At 50.5% G+C, this 15,359-nt stretch carries 16 protein-coding genes; 5 read left to right on the top strand and 11 right to left on the bottom strand.

Annotated features, from left to right (window positions below; translation table 11 throughout):
• Nucleotides 1-31 precede the first annotated feature (31 nt).
• The 4 genes from yidC to rpmH all read right to left on the bottom strand — a co-directional run bounded on the left by yidC (nt 32) and on the right by rpmH (nt 2,493).
• Complete coding sequence (yidC, locus tag HMPREF3022_RS05680) at nt 32-1,678, bottom strand: membrane protein insertase YidC (protein WP_049332635.1); 1,647 nt, start codon at nt 1,676-1,678, stop codon at nt 32-34.
• Nucleotides 1,679-1,796: 118 nt separating this feature from the next.
• Complete coding sequence (yidD, locus tag HMPREF3022_RS05685) at nt 1,797-2,018, bottom strand: membrane protein insertion efficiency factor YidD (protein WP_049332633.1); 222 nt, start codon at nt 2,016-2,018, stop codon at nt 1,797-1,799.
• Nucleotides 2,015-2,356 (bottom strand): ribonuclease P protein component, encoded by a 342-nt coding sequence (gene rnpA / locus HMPREF3022_RS05690; protein WP_003748912.1) that lies wholly within the window; start codon nt 2,354-2,356, stop codon nt 2,015-2,017. The genes yidD and rnpA overlap by 4 nt, the downstream gene beginning before the upstream one ends.
• A gap of 2 nt (nt 2,357-2,358) precedes the next feature.
• Entirely contained in the window at nt 2,359-2,493 is a 135-nt protein-coding gene (rpmH, locus tag HMPREF3022_RS05695) for a 50S ribosomal protein L34 (protein ID WP_002214728.1), read from the bottom strand.
• Between the two features lie 319 nt (nt 2,494-2,812).
• On the opposite strand from rpmH, the gene dnaA reads away from it, so the two are divergent.
• Both dnaA and dnaN read left to right on the top strand, forming a co-directional pair.
• Complete coding sequence (gene dnaA, locus HMPREF3022_RS05700; RefSeq protein ID WP_049332630.1) at nt 2,813-4,381, top strand: chromosomal replication initiator protein DnaA; 1,569 nt, start codon at nt 2,813-2,815, stop codon at nt 4,379-4,381.
• A gap of 106 nt (nt 4,382-4,487) precedes the next feature.
• Nucleotides 4,488-5,591 carry a DNA polymerase III subunit beta gene (gene dnaN / locus HMPREF3022_RS05705; protein WP_049332629.1) on the top strand — a complete coding sequence of 368 codons (1,104 nt, stop codon included), beginning with the start codon at nt 4,488-4,490 and terminating at the stop codon, nt 5,589-5,591.
• 140 nt (nt 5,592-5,731) lie between these two features.
• Here the strand turns inward: dnaN and HMPREF3022_RS05710 are convergent, their stop codons facing one another.
• From HMPREF3022_RS05710 to orn, 6 genes are all read right to left on the bottom strand, one after another.
• Complete coding sequence (locus HMPREF3022_RS05710; protein ID WP_004520408.1) at nt 5,732-6,094, bottom strand: ACP-like domain-containing protein; 363 nt, start codon at nt 6,092-6,094, stop codon at nt 5,732-5,734.
• A 298-nt stretch (nt 6,095-6,392) separates the two neighbouring features.
• Entirely contained in the window at nt 6,393-7,979 is a 1,587-nt protein-coding gene (locus HMPREF3022_RS05715) for an L-lactate permease (RefSeq protein ID WP_070765243.1), read from the bottom strand.
• 332 nt (nt 7,980-8,311) lie between these two features.
• A complete protein-coding gene (locus tag HMPREF3022_RS05720; protein ID WP_049332626.1) occupies nt 8,312-8,947 on the bottom strand; it encodes a 7-carboxy-7-deazaguanine synthase QueE in 636 nt (211 codons plus the stop codon).
• A gap of 106 nt (nt 8,948-9,053) precedes the next feature.
• Nucleotides 9,054-9,425 carry a DUF1304 domain-containing protein gene (locus tag HMPREF3022_RS05725; protein WP_049332624.1) on the bottom strand — a complete coding sequence of 124 codons (372 nt, stop codon included), beginning with the start codon at nt 9,423-9,425 and terminating at the stop codon, nt 9,054-9,056.
• Between the two features lie 73 nt (nt 9,426-9,498).
• Entirely contained in the window at nt 9,499-9,921 is a 423-nt protein-coding gene (gene queD / locus HMPREF3022_RS05730; protein WP_070765244.1) for a 6-carboxytetrahydropterin synthase QueD, read from the bottom strand.
• A 63-nt stretch (nt 9,922-9,984) separates the two neighbouring features.
• Nucleotides 9,985-10,542 carry an oligoribonuclease gene (gene orn / locus HMPREF3022_RS05735; RefSeq protein WP_039862353.1) on the bottom strand — a complete coding sequence of 186 codons (558 nt, stop codon included), beginning with the start codon at nt 10,540-10,542 and terminating at the stop codon, nt 9,985-9,987.
• A 133-nt stretch (nt 10,543-10,675) separates the two neighbouring features.
• Here orn and dxs point away from each other — a divergent pair, with 133 nt between their 5' ends.
• Genes dxs through HMPREF3022_RS05750 form a run of 3 tightly spaced genes read left to right on the top strand, consistent with a single transcriptional unit; the run spans nt 10,676 to nt 15,052 of the window.
• Nucleotides 10,676-12,565 (top strand): 1-deoxy-D-xylulose-5-phosphate synthase, encoded by a 1,890-nt coding sequence (gene dxs, locus HMPREF3022_RS05740; RefSeq protein ID WP_049332622.1) that lies wholly within the window; start codon nt 10,676-10,678, stop codon nt 12,563-12,565.
• A 36-nt stretch (nt 12,566-12,601) separates the two neighbouring features.
• Nucleotides 12,602-13,612 carry a glycosyltransferase family 2 protein gene (locus HMPREF3022_RS05745; RefSeq protein WP_049332620.1) on the top strand — a complete coding sequence of 337 codons (1,011 nt, stop codon included), beginning with the start codon at nt 12,602-12,604 and terminating at the stop codon, nt 13,610-13,612.
• A gap of 39 nt (nt 13,613-13,651) precedes the next feature.
• Entirely contained in the window at nt 13,652-15,052 is a 1,401-nt protein-coding gene (locus HMPREF3022_RS05750) for an L-serine ammonia-lyase (protein ID WP_049332618.1), read from the top strand.
• Nucleotides 15,053-15,132: 80 nt separating this feature from the next.
• On the opposite strand, the gene HMPREF3022_RS05755 is transcribed toward HMPREF3022_RS05750, so the two are convergent.
• The gene (locus tag HMPREF3022_RS05755) at nt 15,133-15,354 is read right to left on the bottom strand and encodes a hypothetical protein (protein ID WP_049332616.1); all 222 of its coding nucleotides are present in this window, start codon (nt 15,352-15,354) and stop codon (nt 15,133-15,135) included.
• Nucleotides 15,355-15,359 lie beyond the last annotated feature (5 nt).

A 15,359-nucleotide genomic window follows, 5' to 3' on the forward strand; every position in this document is an offset into this window, starting at 1 on the left:
ACAGACGGCCTTTGTGTTGCCTAAACCTTCATCAAGAAACGACTTCGCCTTGGGCGCGTTGTTTTTCAATGCTGCGGTTGATGTGCCATTGTTGGGCGATGGTCAAGAGGTTGTTGACTACCCAGTACAGAACCAAACCGGCAGGGAAGAAGAAGAACATGATGGAGAAAACCAAAGGCATGATTTTCATCATTTTCGCCTGCATTGGGTCGGTTGATGGCGGATTCAGATAAGTCTGTGCAAACATGGTTGCTGCCATAATAAAAGGCAGGATGTAGAAAGGATCCGGACGGCTTAAGTCGGTAATCCAACCCAACCAAGGCGCTTGGCGTAATTCTACGGAGGCGAACAATGCCCAGTACAGACCGATGAAGACGGGGATTTGCAACAGCATAGGCAGACAGCCGCCCAGCGGATTGATTTTCTCGTCTTTGTAAAGCTGCATCATGGCTTGTTGTTGCGCCATGCGGTCATCGCCGTATTTCTCTTTGATGGCTTGCAATTTAGGTGCGGCGGCACGCATTTTTGCCATAGAGCGGTAAGAGGCGTTGGTCAGTGGATACAGGACGGCTTTGACGATGATGGTCAAAACGATGATTGCCCAGCCCCAGTTGCCGATGATGTTGTGCAGTTGGTTCAAGAGCCAGAAGAGCGGGGAGGCGAACCAGTGTACTTTGCCGTAGTCTTTGGCCAGTTGCAATTTGTCGGCAATGTTGGCGATAACGGAAGTGGTTTGCGGACCGGCATACAGATTGATGGCAGTTTCGGCTTTTGCGCCGGCTTGGATGGCGGCTAAAGGCACGCTGACGCTTGCGCTGTACAGGTTGTCGTTGCGGCGTTTGATGTCGATACGGCAGTCGCCTGCGGTGCAAACGCTTTGGCCGTCTTTAGGCTGCAAAATCCAAGTGGACATGAAGTGGTGTTCAATCATGCCGAGCCAGCCGGTCGGGGTTTTGCGGATGTATTCGGCTTCGGATTTGCCGGATTTGGCATCGTCGTCCAAATCAGAGAAGCTGACTTTTTGGAAGCCGCCTTCAGGGGTGTAAACCACCGGGCCGACGTAAGAGCGGGTGAAGTAGCCTTGGCCTTCAGGTTCGCTGTGGTCGCGGACGATGCGGTAGTCTGCGCTCAGGTTGACAGGTTGGCCGTTGCTGTTGGTAATGTCGAAACGGACGTTAACCAAGTAGCTGCCTTTGGTAAAAGTATAAACTTTGTCGATTTTCAGGCCGTTGGTTTCAGGTGCGCTCAGGCGGACTTCAACTTTGTCACCTTCCAAACTGTATTGTTTTTGCGGAGCGGTAAAGCTGATGCCTTTCAGAACGTTGTTGCCTTGTGCGTCCAAAAGCTCGGATTGGGCAACGTAGGTGTATTCCTTGCCGTCGTTAAACAGGACAAAAGGTTTGTGTTCATCGCCGGTTGCTTTGTATTGCAAGAGGGTCAGCTGACGCAGGTCGCCGCTTTTCTCATCGATGACGGCTTTAACTGTGTCTGTGGTAACGGTAATAGGAGAGGCCGGGGCAAGCGCGGCTTCAGCAGAGGCTTTTGCCGGAGCAGCGGCCGTTTGCTGTTGCGCGGCTTGTTGCGCCGGATTAGGTTTGGGGCTGGGGAAGAAATGTTCCCAGCCGGCAAAAATTGCCACTGAAATGGCAAAAAACGCCATTAGTCTTTTAAAATCCATAAGAGATTCCTGGAATTGACGGATAGGTAATCGAGATGAAAACTGCTTCAGACGGCATTATATAGAAACCGACGGGAAATTAAAGGAAATCGTGTTCTTTAAATGGTTGACAGCAGCATTATGGAACAGGGTCATGTCCGTGTCCGCCGAAAGGATGGCATCGTGCGATGCGTTTGATTGCCAGCCATCCGCCTTTGAATGCGCCGTATTTTTTGACGGCTTCGACTGCGTATTGTGAACAGGTCGGGGTATAGCGGCAGCGCGGCGGGATGATGGGGCTGATGCAGTATTGGTAAAAGCGGATGAGTGCAAGGAAGAGCTTGGAAAGCAGGGTATTCATCGGCGTTTTTTCATCAGCTGGGCAAGTTGGTTTCGGGCTTCCGGGGCTGTTTCACGATTAAACGCCTGACGCACGCGCACAACAAAATCATGCGGCGGCAGCTGGTGTTGATTCAGCCTGAACCAGTCGCGGATGACGCGCTTCATATAATTGCGGTCATGGGCGCGTTTTGCGGTCTTTTTGCTGACGACCAAACCAAGGCGCGGATGGCCGAGCGCGTTGTCTGCGGACTGGGAGACTTGCAGTAAATCGCGGCTGCGTCGGTTTTTCAACGCAAAAACGGATGAAAAATCATCCGTTTTTAATAAGCGATACTGCTTCGAGAAGCCGTAATTCAAAATTATACAGCCAGGCGTTTGCGGCCTTTGGCGCGACGGGCAGCCAATACTGCGCGACCACCGCGGGTTTTGGAGCGAACCAAGAAGCCGTGGGTGCGTTTGCGTTTGGTAACGGAAGGTTGATAAGTGCGTTTCATGATGTTTCCTAAAAATTGGTAGATAATTAAACCGTGAATTACACTCCAATTTGCCGCTTTTGTCAATCAATATAAAAACTTTTCGTTGGCTAAAGTGTGACAACGGGTTTTATACATTGATAGAATTTGTGGATAAAATTTTGCGGCGGTTGTGGATAAAAAAGAGCGGAATGGGTATAATCGCCCAACCTTGCTTTTCTCTGTGCGCAAGGCCGTCTGAAAGCAGCGGGAGTATCGTAAAAATTTGATTTTTATCGGATTGCCTGTCTGCTCTGCCTTCTTGTATTTCCCAAATCTTCCATTTTCCGAGCTTAATCTCATGACGTTAGCTGAATTTTGGCCGCTGTGCCTTTGCCGCCTTCACGAAATGTTGCCTGCCGGGCAGTTTGCGCAATGGATTGCGCCTTTGACCGTGGGCGAAGAAAACGGCGTATGGGTGGTGTATGGTAAAAACCAATTTGCCTGCAATATGCTCAAAAGCCAGTTTGCCGCCAAAATTGATGCCGTGCGTGCCGAATTGGTGCCTCAGCAGGCTGCGTTTGCGTTTAAGCCGGGCGTAGGTACGCATTATGAAATGGCGGCTCAGGCTGTTGCGCCGGTGCAAGTGCAAGAAGTCATTGAAGTTGAAGAATTTGTAGAGCCTGTTCAAATGTCTTTGCAAACTGTTGCGGCAGTGGAAGAAGATAGGCCGTCTGAAACGGTTTTCAAGCCTGCCACTGCTATGACGGCTGCCGAGATTTTGGCGCAACGCATGAAAAACCTGCCGCATGAGCCTCAAGTACAAACTGCCGCTCCGGCTGAGTCTAAAGCAGTTGCCAAAGCCAAAACTGATGCGCAGCACGATGCGGAAGAAGCGCGCTACGAACAGACCAATCTGTCGCGCGACTATACATTTGAAACCTTGGTGGAAGGTAAGGGCAACCGCCTTGCCGCCGCAGCCGCCCAAGCGATTGCTGAAAATCCGGGGCAGGGCTACAACCCGTTTTTCTTATACGGCAGTACCGGTTTGGGTAAAACCCACTTGGTGCAAGCCATTGGCAACGAATTGCTGAAAAACCGTCCTGATGCCAAAGTGCGCTATATGCACTCAGACGACTATATCCGCAGCTTTATGAAGGCTGTGCGCAACAACACTTACGATGTGTTCAAGCAACAATACAAACAATATGACCTGCTGATTATCGACGATATTCAGTTCATCAAAGGGAAAGACCGTACGATGGAAGAATTCTTCTATTTGTACAACCATTTCCACAACGAGAAAAAACAGCTGATCCTGACGTGCGACGTATTGCCTGCCAAAATCGAAGGTATGGACGACCGTCTCAAGTCCCGTTTCTCATGGGGTTTGACTTTGGAACTTGAACCGCCCGAATTGGAAATGCGCGTGGCGATTTTGCAGAAAAAGGCAGAAGCGGCCGGTATCAGTATCGAAGACGAAGCCGCTCTGTTTATCGCCAATCTGATCCGCTCCAATGTGCGTGAACTGGAAGGCGCGTTCAACCGTGTCAGCGCCAGCAGCCGTTTTATGAACCGCCCTGTCATCGACATGGATTTGGCGCGTACGGCTTTGCAGGATATTATTGCCGAGAAACACAAAGTTATTACCGCCGACATCATCATCGATGCAACAGCCAAATACTACCGTATTAAAATCAGCGATATATTGGGCAAAAAACGCACGCGCAACATCGCCCGTCCGCGCCAAGTTGCCATGAGCCTGACCAAAGAGCTGACCACGCTCAGTCTGCCTTCTATCGGCGATGCCTTTGGTGGTCGCGACCACACGACTGTGATGCACGGCGTCAAAGCGGTGGCGAAACTGCGCGAAGAAGATCCTGAATTGGCGCAAGACTACGAAAAACTGCTGATTTTGATTCAGAACTGACCCAATGCAATATTCAGACGGCCTGATGTCAATATGAGGCCGTCTGAAAACAAAAAATATTTTAAAATACCCAAATCAACCGATTTCAAATTCAAAGGAATGGAACATGCTGATTTTACAAGCCGATCGCGACAGTCTGCTCAAGCCGTTGCAAGCCGTTACCGGTATTGTCGAACGTCGCCATACTCTGCCGATTTTGTCCAATGTGTTGCTGGAAAGCAAAGACGGACAGACCAAACTTTTGGCAACCGACTTGGAAATCCAAATCAATACCGCCGGCCCTGAAAGTCAGGCAGGCGATTTCCGCATTACGACCAACGCTAAAAAATTCCAAGACATTTTGCGCGCCCTGCCTGACAGTGCACTGGTATCACTGGATTGGGCGGATAACCGTTTGACTCTGCGCGCGGGAAAATCCCGTTTTGCCCTGCAAACCCTGCCTGCTGAAGACTTTCCGTTGATGAATGTCGGCAGCGACGTCAGCGCGACTTTCTCGCTGACTCAAGAAACCTTCAAAACCATGCTTTCGCAAGTGCAATACAGCATGGCGGTTCAAGATATCCGCTATTACCTCAACGGCTTGCTGATGCAGGTCGAAGGAAACCAGCTGCGCCTTGTGGCAACCGACGGCCACCGCCTTGCTTATGCGGCCAGCCAAATTGAAGTAGAACTGCCCAAAACCGAAGTCATCCTGCCGCGCAAAACGGTATTGGAACTCTTCAAGCTATTGAACAATCCGTCCGAGTCCATCACCGTTGAGCTTTTGGACAATCAAGTACGCTTCCAATGTAATGGTACGACCATTGTCAGCAAAGTCATCGATGGCAAGTTCCCTGACTTTAACCGCGTGATTCCTTTGGATAACGACAAGATTTTCCTCGTGTCCCGTACCCAGTTTTTGGGTGCGCTCGAGCGTGCTGCCATTCTTGCCAATGAAAAATTCCGCGGCGCACGACTGTTCCTGCAGCCTGGTTTGCTGAGTGTCGTATGTAGCAACAACGAGCAGGAAGAAGCGCGCGAGGAGCTGGAAATCGCTTACCAAGGCGGAGAACTCGAAGTCGGTTTCAACATCGGCTACCTGATGGATGTGTTGCGTAACATCCACTCCGACGATATGCAGCTTGCTTTCGGCGATGCCAACCGTTCAACGCTGTTTACCGTGCCGAACAATCCGAATTTCAAATATATCGTGATGCCGATGCGTATTTAATTGGTGTGCGAACAAACAAAAAGAGCGTGTACGGTACACGCTCTTTTTTATAGGCTTAAATAAAAAGGCCGTCTGAAAATTGTTTTTCAGACGGCCTTTCTATCAAACCGGGATGATTCGGTTAAATAGGAAAACTGGGATTAACGTGGACGTGGTTCGCAGTTTTTCACCAGGAATGAGCCGTTAGGGGCGTTCACGCCAACTACTTCAGAAGTAGTGTGGGTGTTTTTGTCGATGAAACCGGCAGACATTACATAGCCTTTACGGTTGGTGAAAGTAGTGCCAGTGCTGTCAGAACGTTTTTTGTCGACAACCAAAGAGGCTTTTTTGCCACCGGCGTTTACGTCAGCAGTAACTGCACGGCCGCTACGGTCAAAGCCGTACATCACGTTCAGTGATTTGCCACCGTCACAACGGTAAGAAACGAAGCCGGCAGGTGCAGCGGCAGCAGAGAAGGAAACAGTAGCCAATGCGGCTGCAGTGATAACAGAAAGTAATTTCATGATCTAAGCTCCATATGAGGGTTGTGTGTTATCTTGCAAAGTGAGAAAGGGTTTCCGTTTGCAGATGAAGCGTATTTTAGGCGTTTTGTCGGTAGTGGCAATTAGGTAAATTGCAAAACAGTGTTTACTTATGGTTACCCGATTGTTTATTAATAGAAAGTTGTTTGTGATTTGGTGTTGCAAAGTAGTTATGTGGGTTGTTGCGGAATATATACATTAATGATTCTTTAAGAAATATAGCGAAAGAATACAAAAAAAGGCCGTCTGAATGTTCAGACGGCCTTTGATATGAAGCGGTTTACAAGAAGAAAATTGCAGCCACAGTCACGGCGATGATGCCGTAGATGGTCATTGGGATGACAGTTTTCTTGATGATCGCACCTTCGGCGTTGTTCACGTTCAACACACTGCACACGGCGATGATGTTGTTGATGCAGACCATGTTGCCCATTGCGCCGCCGACGGATTGCAGGGCGAGGATGAGGGTAACGGACAGGCCGGTATCAAGCGCGATTTGTTGTTGAATCGGGCCAAAGGTTAGGTTGGATACAGTGTTGGAACCGGAGAAGAATGCACCGATTGCGCCCAAGTATGGGGAGAAGTACACCCAGTGTTCGCCTGCCATAGCGGCAAACTCTTTACCGATGATTTTCACCATGGAGTCGTCACCGCCAACCATCATCAGTTGAACCATAATCAGCGCACCCATCAGGGCAAGCAGAGGTTTTTTGGTTTGGTTGAAGGTTGCAGCGTAGAAAGACCACGCATCTTTGAATTTGGTTTTGTACAGCAGGATGCAAATCCAAACGGTGAAGACAAACGGAATCCAAGCCGGAACGTAGAGGGTTTGATAGGAAGCGTTTACGCCTTGGCCGAAGATGTTGCCGAAGGTGATGGTCAGAGAGTCGCTGACGGTGATTTTGGATAAATCAAACGGCAGTTGGAAGCTGAACCATTCTTCTTTGCTGGTCAGCAGGCCTTTGATGCCCAGCTGTTTGATACGGGTGATCACCAGCATGCCGATCAGCATACCCAAAGGAGCCAGTGCTTTGGCAACTTGTGCGAAAGGTACTTTTTCTGCATTCGGGTCTTTGGCGTAATCTTTGCTCAAGCCCCAGCCGCGGTTTGCTGCGAATACGGACACCATCAGGCCGATTGCGCCGGCAACCAGAGATGGGAATTCTTCATTGACCATCGCCAATGCAACGTAAGGAAGGGTACAGGAGAATACGGCGATACCGATAAAGCCCAAGTTTTTACGGATTTCAGCCCAAGGTACGATGAAGCTCAAGCCGATAACAGGGATGATGAAACCTGCGAAGAAGTGCATTACGCCGGTTTGCATACCGATTTCCATAATGCTCTTTTGATCCAAGCCCAAAGGCGCAAAGCCGAACCAAGTCGGAGTACCTACTGCACCGAAGGAAACAGGTACGGAGTTCATCACCAAAGCGAAGATGGCTACTTTTAACGGGTTGAAGCCCAAGCTCATCAGGATTGGCGCGGCAATGGCGGCAGGCGTACCGAAACCGGACGCACCTTCAATCATAAAGGCGAAAGACCAGCCGATGATCATCAATTGGGCAATCGGATTCGGGCTGATGGTAGCCAGCCATTTGCGGATGACGTCGATACAGCCGGTGGTTTCCATCATGCGGTTGAACATAATGGCACCGAAAATCACGGTAATCGGGGTCAGGGTAGAAACGAGGCCTGATGCTGCCGTTGCATTGAGCAACATGGCGTTGTCGCCGAAATAAAACAGTTTGATGACGTAAATCAGCGCAGCGGTAATTGGCAGCGCAATGTAAGACGGCATACTGTTTTTCTTAACCATCAGCCAAATCAGCAGGATGATGGGGAAAATGCTGAGAAAGAGAGCCATAGGAATATCCTCGGGGCAACAAGCACCATAACCGTCAATCAATGGCGGTTTGATGCGATGTGTTGAGTAATAGATGTTTTTCGAATAAGGATTGCCACCTTTTTAGATGCAATCAGTTATCAGGTAAATTGGTTTTACCAATTTATGAAAACTGTTGCACACTTTACGTAATCTTATGTAATCGGTCAAGAGGTTTGTAACAAAAAAGGCCGTCTGAAATTGGGTTTTCAGACGGCCTGAGAGCATTGCCAGTAGTGCATTTGGTCGAATATCGAAAGGTATTTACATTCAATATTTTGTAAAGGTTTTGTTTTTAATTGATTTCAAACGAATTATTCTATTCCTGCCCATTTATGTGTCTGTACGCTTAGTTGCCAATGGACGGGGGCGTCTGGTCGGCTGTTTAATACGCCGATTTGGCGGATGGTGTCGTAGATATTCATCACACCGTCTTGCTCACAAGGCGAGAGGTAGTAATGTTGGGCGCGGATTTTGCGTTCCATCTCTTGGCAAAATGCGATGACATCGCCGTCGGCAACAATGCGCACTTCGTCGGCTTTCTCGATGCAGCCGGATTCATATTTGGCGGCATAGCAAGCTTTAGGGCTGGTGGCAACGTAGTCGATTTGCGGTGGCGCGGGGTTGAGGCCGTTGGTTTCTATACACAGAAAATAGCCTTCGGCTTTGAGTGCATTGAGCAGGGTATCCAAATGCGGTTGGATGGTGGGTTCGCCGCCGGTAATGATGATGTTGCGCGCCGTGTAGGTTTTCAGACGACCCAAAATATCGGACAGGCTCATCATGCCGAATTTGAGGTAGTCGGTATCGCACCAGCTGCACGCGAGATTGCATTTGCCCAAACGGATGAAAACGGCGGGCATGCCTGTATTCCAGCCTTCGCCTTGCAGGCTTTCAAAGATTTCGACAATGCGGTATTGTGGATTGTTTGGTGTGATTTGAATGGTCATGAATGTCGGGTGTGCGGGTTTTAATTATTGTGGTGAAGCGTTTTAAGAAATCGGTTGAGGCAGCCATTCTTTCTGTTGGTTCGTGGGGAAAGAATGGCTGGTGTGTTTAAGCGGCAATGACGGCTGCGGCGGCCAAAAATGCCGGCAAGCCTTGTTTGAACAAAATGCCTTTGTTGCCGGATAAAAACGCGCCCCATGCGGCGGAGATGAGAACGAAGCCGAGGAACAGGATGGTCGCGCCGTAAACGGCGTTGTCGGGTGCGGCAAAGCGCGCCCATACCAAGCCGATGGCGAGGAAGCCGTTGTACAGTCCTTGGTTGGAAAACAGGGTTTGTACGCGTTTTTGTTCCATAAATTCGTAAGGCATATTGAACAGCTCTGACGCTTTTTCGCTTGGGATTTGCGTCATTTCGAGCCAGGCGATGTAGAAATGTTCGACAGCGACGAAGAGGACGAGGAGGGTGGAGATGATTTTCATGAAGATTCCTTTTGATGTTTAGCGGATGGGCGTGTTTGGGGAACAGGCCGTCTGAAAAATACAAAATGCCGGTTTATTCCCCTTCATATTCCGCACACGACGTCGGCGTTTCCCATAATTTCACGCTGCACACTTTGACACCGGCGTTTTTCAGACGGCCATACATTTCTACGCTCATGTTTTCGGCGGTGGTGCGGCAGGGTAGGCGCAGGGGTTTCATGTTCCAGCCTTCCAAAAGCGCGGCGATTTGGCTTTCGCGTTCGTTGTTGCCGTGATAGATGAAGGCGTGGTCGAACGGGTCGGTAATGTGTTGTTTAACGATGGCTTTCAGGTCGGTAAAGTCCATCACCATGCCGTCTTTTGCGCCGCCTTGGATAACGGGCGCGGAGACGGTGATTTCGAGTTTGTAGGTGTGGCCGTGCAGGTTTTGGCATTTGCCGTCATGCCCGTCGAGCATGTGCGAGGAATCGAAGGTAAAAATTTTGGTGATTTTCATGAGATGAAGGAAGCCGATGAGGCCGTCTGAACGGTGTAAAACCTGTTTCAGGCGGCCTTGGGATTATTGTTCGGAAGGGAGTTTGAGGAAATGCTCGCGATAATGGCGCATTTCTTCGATGCTTTCGAGGATGTCGTCCAATGCCTTGTGCGAACCGCGTTTGACCACGCTTTTGGCGACTGCCGGATTCCAGCGTTTAGCCAATTCTTTCAGCGTGGATACGTCTAAGTTGCGGTAGTGGAAATAGGCTTCCAAACGCGGCATATATTTGACCATGAAGCGGCGGTCTTGATGGATGGAGTTGCCGCACATGGGCGTGGATTTCTCGGGTATCCATGCGGACATGAAGTCCAACAGGTTTTGCTCGACTTCGGCTTCGGTCAGTTTGGATTCGCGTACACGTTGGGTCAGGCCGGTGCGGCCGTGGGTGGCGGTGTTCCACTCGTCCATGCCGTCGAGCAACTCATCGCTTTGATGGATGACGTAAACGTCCGATTGTGCCAGTACGTTTAAATCGGAATCGGTAATGATCATGGCGACTTCGATAATGCGGTCGTGTTCCGGGTTGAGGCCGGTCATTTCCATATCGAGCCAGCAGAGATTGTTTGCGTTTTGGGTCATTTCAGACGGCCTTGTGTTTTCAGTTGGCAGTATTATAAAGGATAAAGGTTCGGGCCGTCTGAAAGCATTTGTAACAAGTTGTGCAATCTCTTGATATAATCGTCCGTTACACAAAAATTCACCGCCAAAAATCATGAACCCAAGCCCTTTGCTCGATATTATCGATACGCCTCAGGATTTGCGCCGTCTGGAGAAAAAACAGCTGCCGCAAGTCGCCGCCGAATTGCGCGAATTTCTGTTGGATTCCGTCGGTAAGACGGGCGGCCATTTCGCTAGTAACTTGGGCGCGGTCGAGCTGACGGTTGCACTGCATTATGTGTACGACACGCCAGAAGACCATTTGGTCTGGGATGTCGGCCATCAAAGCTATCCGCACAAAATCCTCACCGGCCGCAAAAATCAAATGCACACCATGCGCCAATACGGCGGTTTGGCGGGTTTTCCGAAACGCAGCGAGTCGGAATACGACGCGTTCGGCGTGGGGCATTCTTCCACATCCATCGGCGCGGCCTTGGGCATGGCCGTTGCGGACAAACAGTTGGGCAATAACCGCCGCAGCGTCGCCATCATCGGCGACGGAGCCATGACGGCGGGTCAGGCGTTTGAAGCCCTGAACTGCGCAGGCGATATGGATGTCGATTTGCTGGTCATCCTCAACGACAACGAAATGTCGATTTCCCCCAATGTTGGCGCGCTGCCGAAATACCTTGCTAGCAACGTCGTGCGTGATATGCACGGCCTGTTGAGCACCATTAAAGCCCAATCGAGCAAAGTATTGGATAAATTGCCCGGCGCGATGGAGCTTGCCCAAAAAGTCGAAAACAAAATCAAAACCTTGGCAGGAGAAGCGGAACACGCCAAACAGTCGCTGTCTTTGTTTGAAAACTTCGGTTTCCGTTACACCGGCCCGGTGGACGGCCACAACGTTGAAAATCTGGTGGACGTATTAAAAGACTTGCGCGGCCGCAAAGGCCCTCAGTTGCTGCACGTCATCACCAAAAAAGGCAACGGCTACAAATTCGCCGAAAACGATCCTGTCAAATACCACGCTGTCGCCAAGCTGCCGAGCGAAGTGCCTGCACCGGAAGTCAAACCTGCCGCGGCCAAACCGACCTATACGCAAGTGTTTGGCCAATGGCTGTGCGACCAAGCGGCGGCGGACGAGCGTTTGGTTGCCATCACGCCTGCCATGCGCGAGGGCAGCGGCTTGGTTGAGTTTGAACAGCAATTCCCCGACCGCTATTTCGACGTCGGCATCGCCGAGCAACACGCCGTTACCTTTGCAGGCGGTTTGGCGTGTGAAGGCATCAAGCCTGTCGTGGCGATTTACTCCACTTTCCTGCAACGCGCTTACGACCAGTTGGTACACGACGTTGCCTTGCAAAACCTGCCTGTTTTGTTTGCCATCGACCGTGCAGGTATTGTCGGCGCAGACGGCCCGACCCATGCCGGTTTGTACGACTTGAGCTTTTTGCGTTGCGTGCCGAATATGATTATTGCCGCACCAAGCGACGAAAACGAATGCCGCCTGCTGCTCTCAACCTGCTATCAGGCAAATTCGCCGTCCGCCGTCCGTTATCCGCGCGGTACAGGCACGGGCGCAACCGTTTCAGACGGCCTGGAAACCGTTGAAATCGGTAAAGGCATCATCCGTCGCGAAGGCGGAAAAATTGCCGTTATCGCCTTTGGCAGCATGGTTGCCCCATCATTGGTCGCTGCCGACAAGCTGAACGCGACCGTTGCCGATATGCGCTTTGTCAAACCGATAGATGAAGAGCTGATCGTCCGTCTCGCCAGAAGCCACGATTACATCGTTACCGCCGAAGAAAACGCCGAACAAGGCGGCGCAGGCAGCGCGGTGTTGGAAGTGTTGGCGAAACACGGCATCTGCAAACCGGTGTTGCTGCTGGGTGTAGAAGACAAAGTTACCGAACACGGCGACCCGAAAAAACTGTTGGACGACTTGGGACTGAGTGCCGAAGCGATTGAAAAACGCATTGCCGGTTGGATTAAGGCCGTCTGAAAAATGATTAAAACCTATCAATACATTGCATAATTTATGGGAAAGAAATTAATCAGCATCAGCATGGTGCGCAACGAAAACGACGTGATCGAATCGTTTGTCCGTCATAATCTCGAGCTGATGGATGAAATGCACATCATCGATCACGGCAGCAGCGATGGAACAAGGGAAATCCTGATTCAATTGAAAGAAGAAGGTTTGCCGATATTTATCTATCAATATCAAGCGCTCAAGTACAATCAAGAGCAATTGGTAAACCTGCTTATGAAGCAGCTTGTAGCAAAAGATGAAGCGATAGATTTCGTTTTTCCGCTGGATGCGGACGAATTTATTTCATGTCCTAGCCGTACCATGCTGGAACAACTCTTGGATGTCATCGGCGAAAACAGGATCGGCATGTACCTTTGGCGCGGCTATTTGCCGACATCGTTGCAATACAATCCCGATTTCACCACTCAATTTACCGAGCAACGCCTCGAAACGCTCTTTACCCCCAAAGTCATTATTCCTAGATGGGCTGCCGAATCTTGCAGCGTGATTATCGGCTGCCATTACATGTTGGATAAAGATGGCAACAAGGTTAAATCAACCCTGTTTCATTCGCCGGATTATCGAGGTTTACATTCCTGGTTTATCGAGCAGTTTTCCGCCCAATTTGCGGAGACCGATTTGTTGTGGCTGGGGCATTTCCCAATCCGCTCCTTGAACCAGCACATCAAAAAAATCCTCGAAAAGTCCATCTTGATTGCCATTAAAGACGGAAGCAACGATATTGCCTGGGAAAACCAGTTGCGCGAATTGTTGGATAACGGCATGAAGATGGACTTGAACGATTTACGGCTGTTGGCATACAGATACCGCGCCGGTTCTACAAGTTTGGAAGACCCGCATTGTAAAGTCAGCCATTACGAACCCTTGCGTAAAAAACCGCTGACGCTGAAATACACCTCGCCGGAAGCAGGCGATCCTTTGATGACTGTCGGACATTTGGTACTTGCATTGGCAAGCGGTGCAAAAGATTCCTCTTTAGGCTTTAAGGCCGTCTGAAAAACAGCCAGCCCGCACACACAATGATAGGAAAACCTTATGATCAGTATCTTTGATATTTTTAAAATCGGCATCGGCCCGTCCAGCTCGCACACCGTCGGCCCGATGAAGGCCGCGGCCGCTTTTGCCGATTTGCTGCATGCTGAAAACTTGGATACACAAGTGGCGCGCATTGTCATTGAAGTGTACGGCTCACTTGCTTTGACTGGCATCGGACACGGCACATTCGACGCATTATTGCTCGGTTTGGAAGGCAGCCTGCCGCACGATATTCCGCTTGCAGACATCCCCCAACGCTTGGAACGCATCCGCACGCAGCACGTTTTAAAACTCAACGGCCGCGAAATGGCCTTCAATCCTGAAAAAGATTTGGATATCCGCGGCGACAAAGTGTTGCCCAAACATCCGAACGGTTTGAACTTTATCGCCTACAATTCAGACGGCCAGAAGCTGAAAGAACAGATTTATTATTCGGTTGGCGGCGGTTTTATCGTAACAGACGAGGGGTTTGCACAAGAAGCGCAGGAAAATGCCGATGTGCCGTATCCATACAAAAACTGCGACGAGTTGTTGGCACAATGCCGTCTGAACCAGTTGAATATTTCCGAAGTCGTGTTGGCCAATGAAGCAGCGTTGGCAGGTTGCGATGAAGTGGAAGTGCGCCGCCGTGTGGCTGCCGTAGCCGATGTGATGGAAAACTGCATCAAGCGCGGCTTGGGTGCGGAAGGGCAGCTGCCGGGCGGCTTGAACGTCCGTCGCCGCGCGCCGCAGTTGGCAGCCAAACTCAAAGTCCTGCGCGAGAGCGAAATCGTCAATACCCAACTTTGGCCGATGGTGTACGCCATGGCGGTCAACGAAGAAAATGCCGCCGGCGGCCGCGTCGTAACCGCACCGACCAACGGCGCGGCAGGCATCATTCCTGCCGTATTGCACTATTTCCGCAAATTTAATCCGCACGCCAACCAATCGCGTGTCGAAGACTTCCTGCTGACTGCCGGCGCCATCGGCATTTTGTACAAAACCAACGCGTCGATTTCCGGCGCGGACGTCGGCTGTCAAGGCGAAGTCGGCGTCGCCTGCTCCATGGCGGCAGGCGCATACGCCGAAGTCATCGGCGGTACCCCGAAACAAGTGGAAAACGCCGCCGAAATGGCAATGGAGCACCACTTGGGTCTGACCTGTGATCCTGTCGGCGGCTTGGTGCAAATCCCCTGTATCGAGCGCAACGGCATCGCCGCCGAAAAAGCCCTCAAGCTCGCCACCCTTGCGCTTTTGGAAGACGGCACAGATAAAAAAGTCTCACTTGATGAAGTGATTCAAACCATGCTGCAAACCGGCCGCGATATGAAGGCAACCTACAAAGAAACCTCACTCGCCGGCCTGGCCGTTACCTTGCAGAAAAAAGCCATACCGGTATCTGTGCGCGTGGTGGAATGTTAGCAATTGGGCAGAGGATCTGCCCAATAAGAAAAGGCCGTCTGAAAAACTTTCAGACGGCCTTTTTTGTATGGATCGAATAACTAACTGTTTTTTTGATAAGGGTTTTCCAGTCCGGCCATTAAGTCGCGGAAGTATTCGCGCAACTGTTTTTCGGAGCAACCCATCAGCAGCGCGTCTTCAAATGCGTCCTGCGCTATTTGGTACAGTTCGTTCAAGTTTTCGGTCATGACTTTGACTTTTTCGGTGCAGGAAACAATCTGACCGTCGTCGTCATACCATTTAGGTATTTGCGGCATCGCCATCGTGC

The sequence above is a fragment of the Neisseria sp. HMSC065C04 genome (assembly GCF_001815375.1).
Classification (GTDB): Bacteria; Pseudomonadota; Gammaproteobacteria; order Burkholderiales; family Neisseriaceae; genus Neisseria; species Neisseria flavescens_D.

Bases quoted from the DNA above. Each gene is read 5' to 3' on its own strand.
- yidC (WP_049332635.1), bottom strand. From the start codon at position 1,678: ATGGATTTTAAAAGACTAATGGCGTTTTTTGCCATTTCAGTGGCAATT.
- yidD (WP_049332633.1), bottom strand. From the start codon at position 2,018: ATGAATACCCTGCTTTCCAAGCTCTTCCTTGCACTCATCCGCTTTTAC.
- rpmH (WP_002214728.1), bottom strand. From the start codon at position 2,493: ATGAAACGCACTTATCAACCTTCCGTTACCAAACGCAAACGCACCCAC.
- dnaA (WP_049332630.1), top strand. From the start codon at position 2,813: ATGACGTTAGCTGAATTTTGGCCGCTGTGCCTTTGCCGCCTTCACGAA.
- dnaN (WP_049332629.1), top strand. From the start codon at position 4,488: ATGCTGATTTTACAAGCCGATCGCGACAGTCTGCTCAAGCCGTTGCAA.
- HMPREF3022_RS05710 (WP_004520408.1), bottom strand. From the start codon at position 6,094: ATGAAATTACTTTCTGTTATCACTGCAGCCGCATTGGCTACTGTTTCC.
- HMPREF3022_RS05715 (WP_070765243.1), bottom strand. From the start codon at position 7,979: ATGGCTCTCTTTCTCAGCATTTTCCCCATCATCCTGCTGATTTGGCTG.
- HMPREF3022_RS05720 (WP_049332626.1), bottom strand. From the start codon at position 8,947: ATGACCATTCAAATCACACCAAACAATCCACAATACCGCATTGTCGAA.
- HMPREF3022_RS05725 (WP_049332624.1), bottom strand. From the start codon at position 9,425: ATGAAAATCATCTCCACCCTCCTCGTCCTCTTCGTCGCTGTCGAACAT.
- queD (WP_070765244.1), bottom strand. From the start codon at position 9,921: ATGAAAATCACCAAAATTTTTACCTTCGATTCCTCGCACATGCTCGAC.
- orn (WP_039862353.1), bottom strand. From the start codon at position 10,542: ATGACCCAAAACGCAAACAATCTCTGCTGGCTCGATATGGAAATGACC.
- dxs (WP_049332622.1), top strand. From the start codon at position 10,676: ATGAACCCAAGCCCTTTGCTCGATATTATCGATACGCCTCAGGATTTG.
- HMPREF3022_RS05745 (WP_049332620.1), top strand. From the start codon at position 12,602: ATGGGAAAGAAATTAATCAGCATCAGCATGGTGCGCAACGAAAACGAC.
- HMPREF3022_RS05750 (WP_049332618.1), top strand. From the start codon at position 13,652: ATGATCAGTATCTTTGATATTTTTAAAATCGGCATCGGCCCGTCCAGC.
- HMPREF3022_RS05755 (WP_049332616.1), bottom strand. From the start codon at position 15,354: ATGGCGATGCCGCAAATACCTAAATGGTATGACGACGACGGTCAGATT.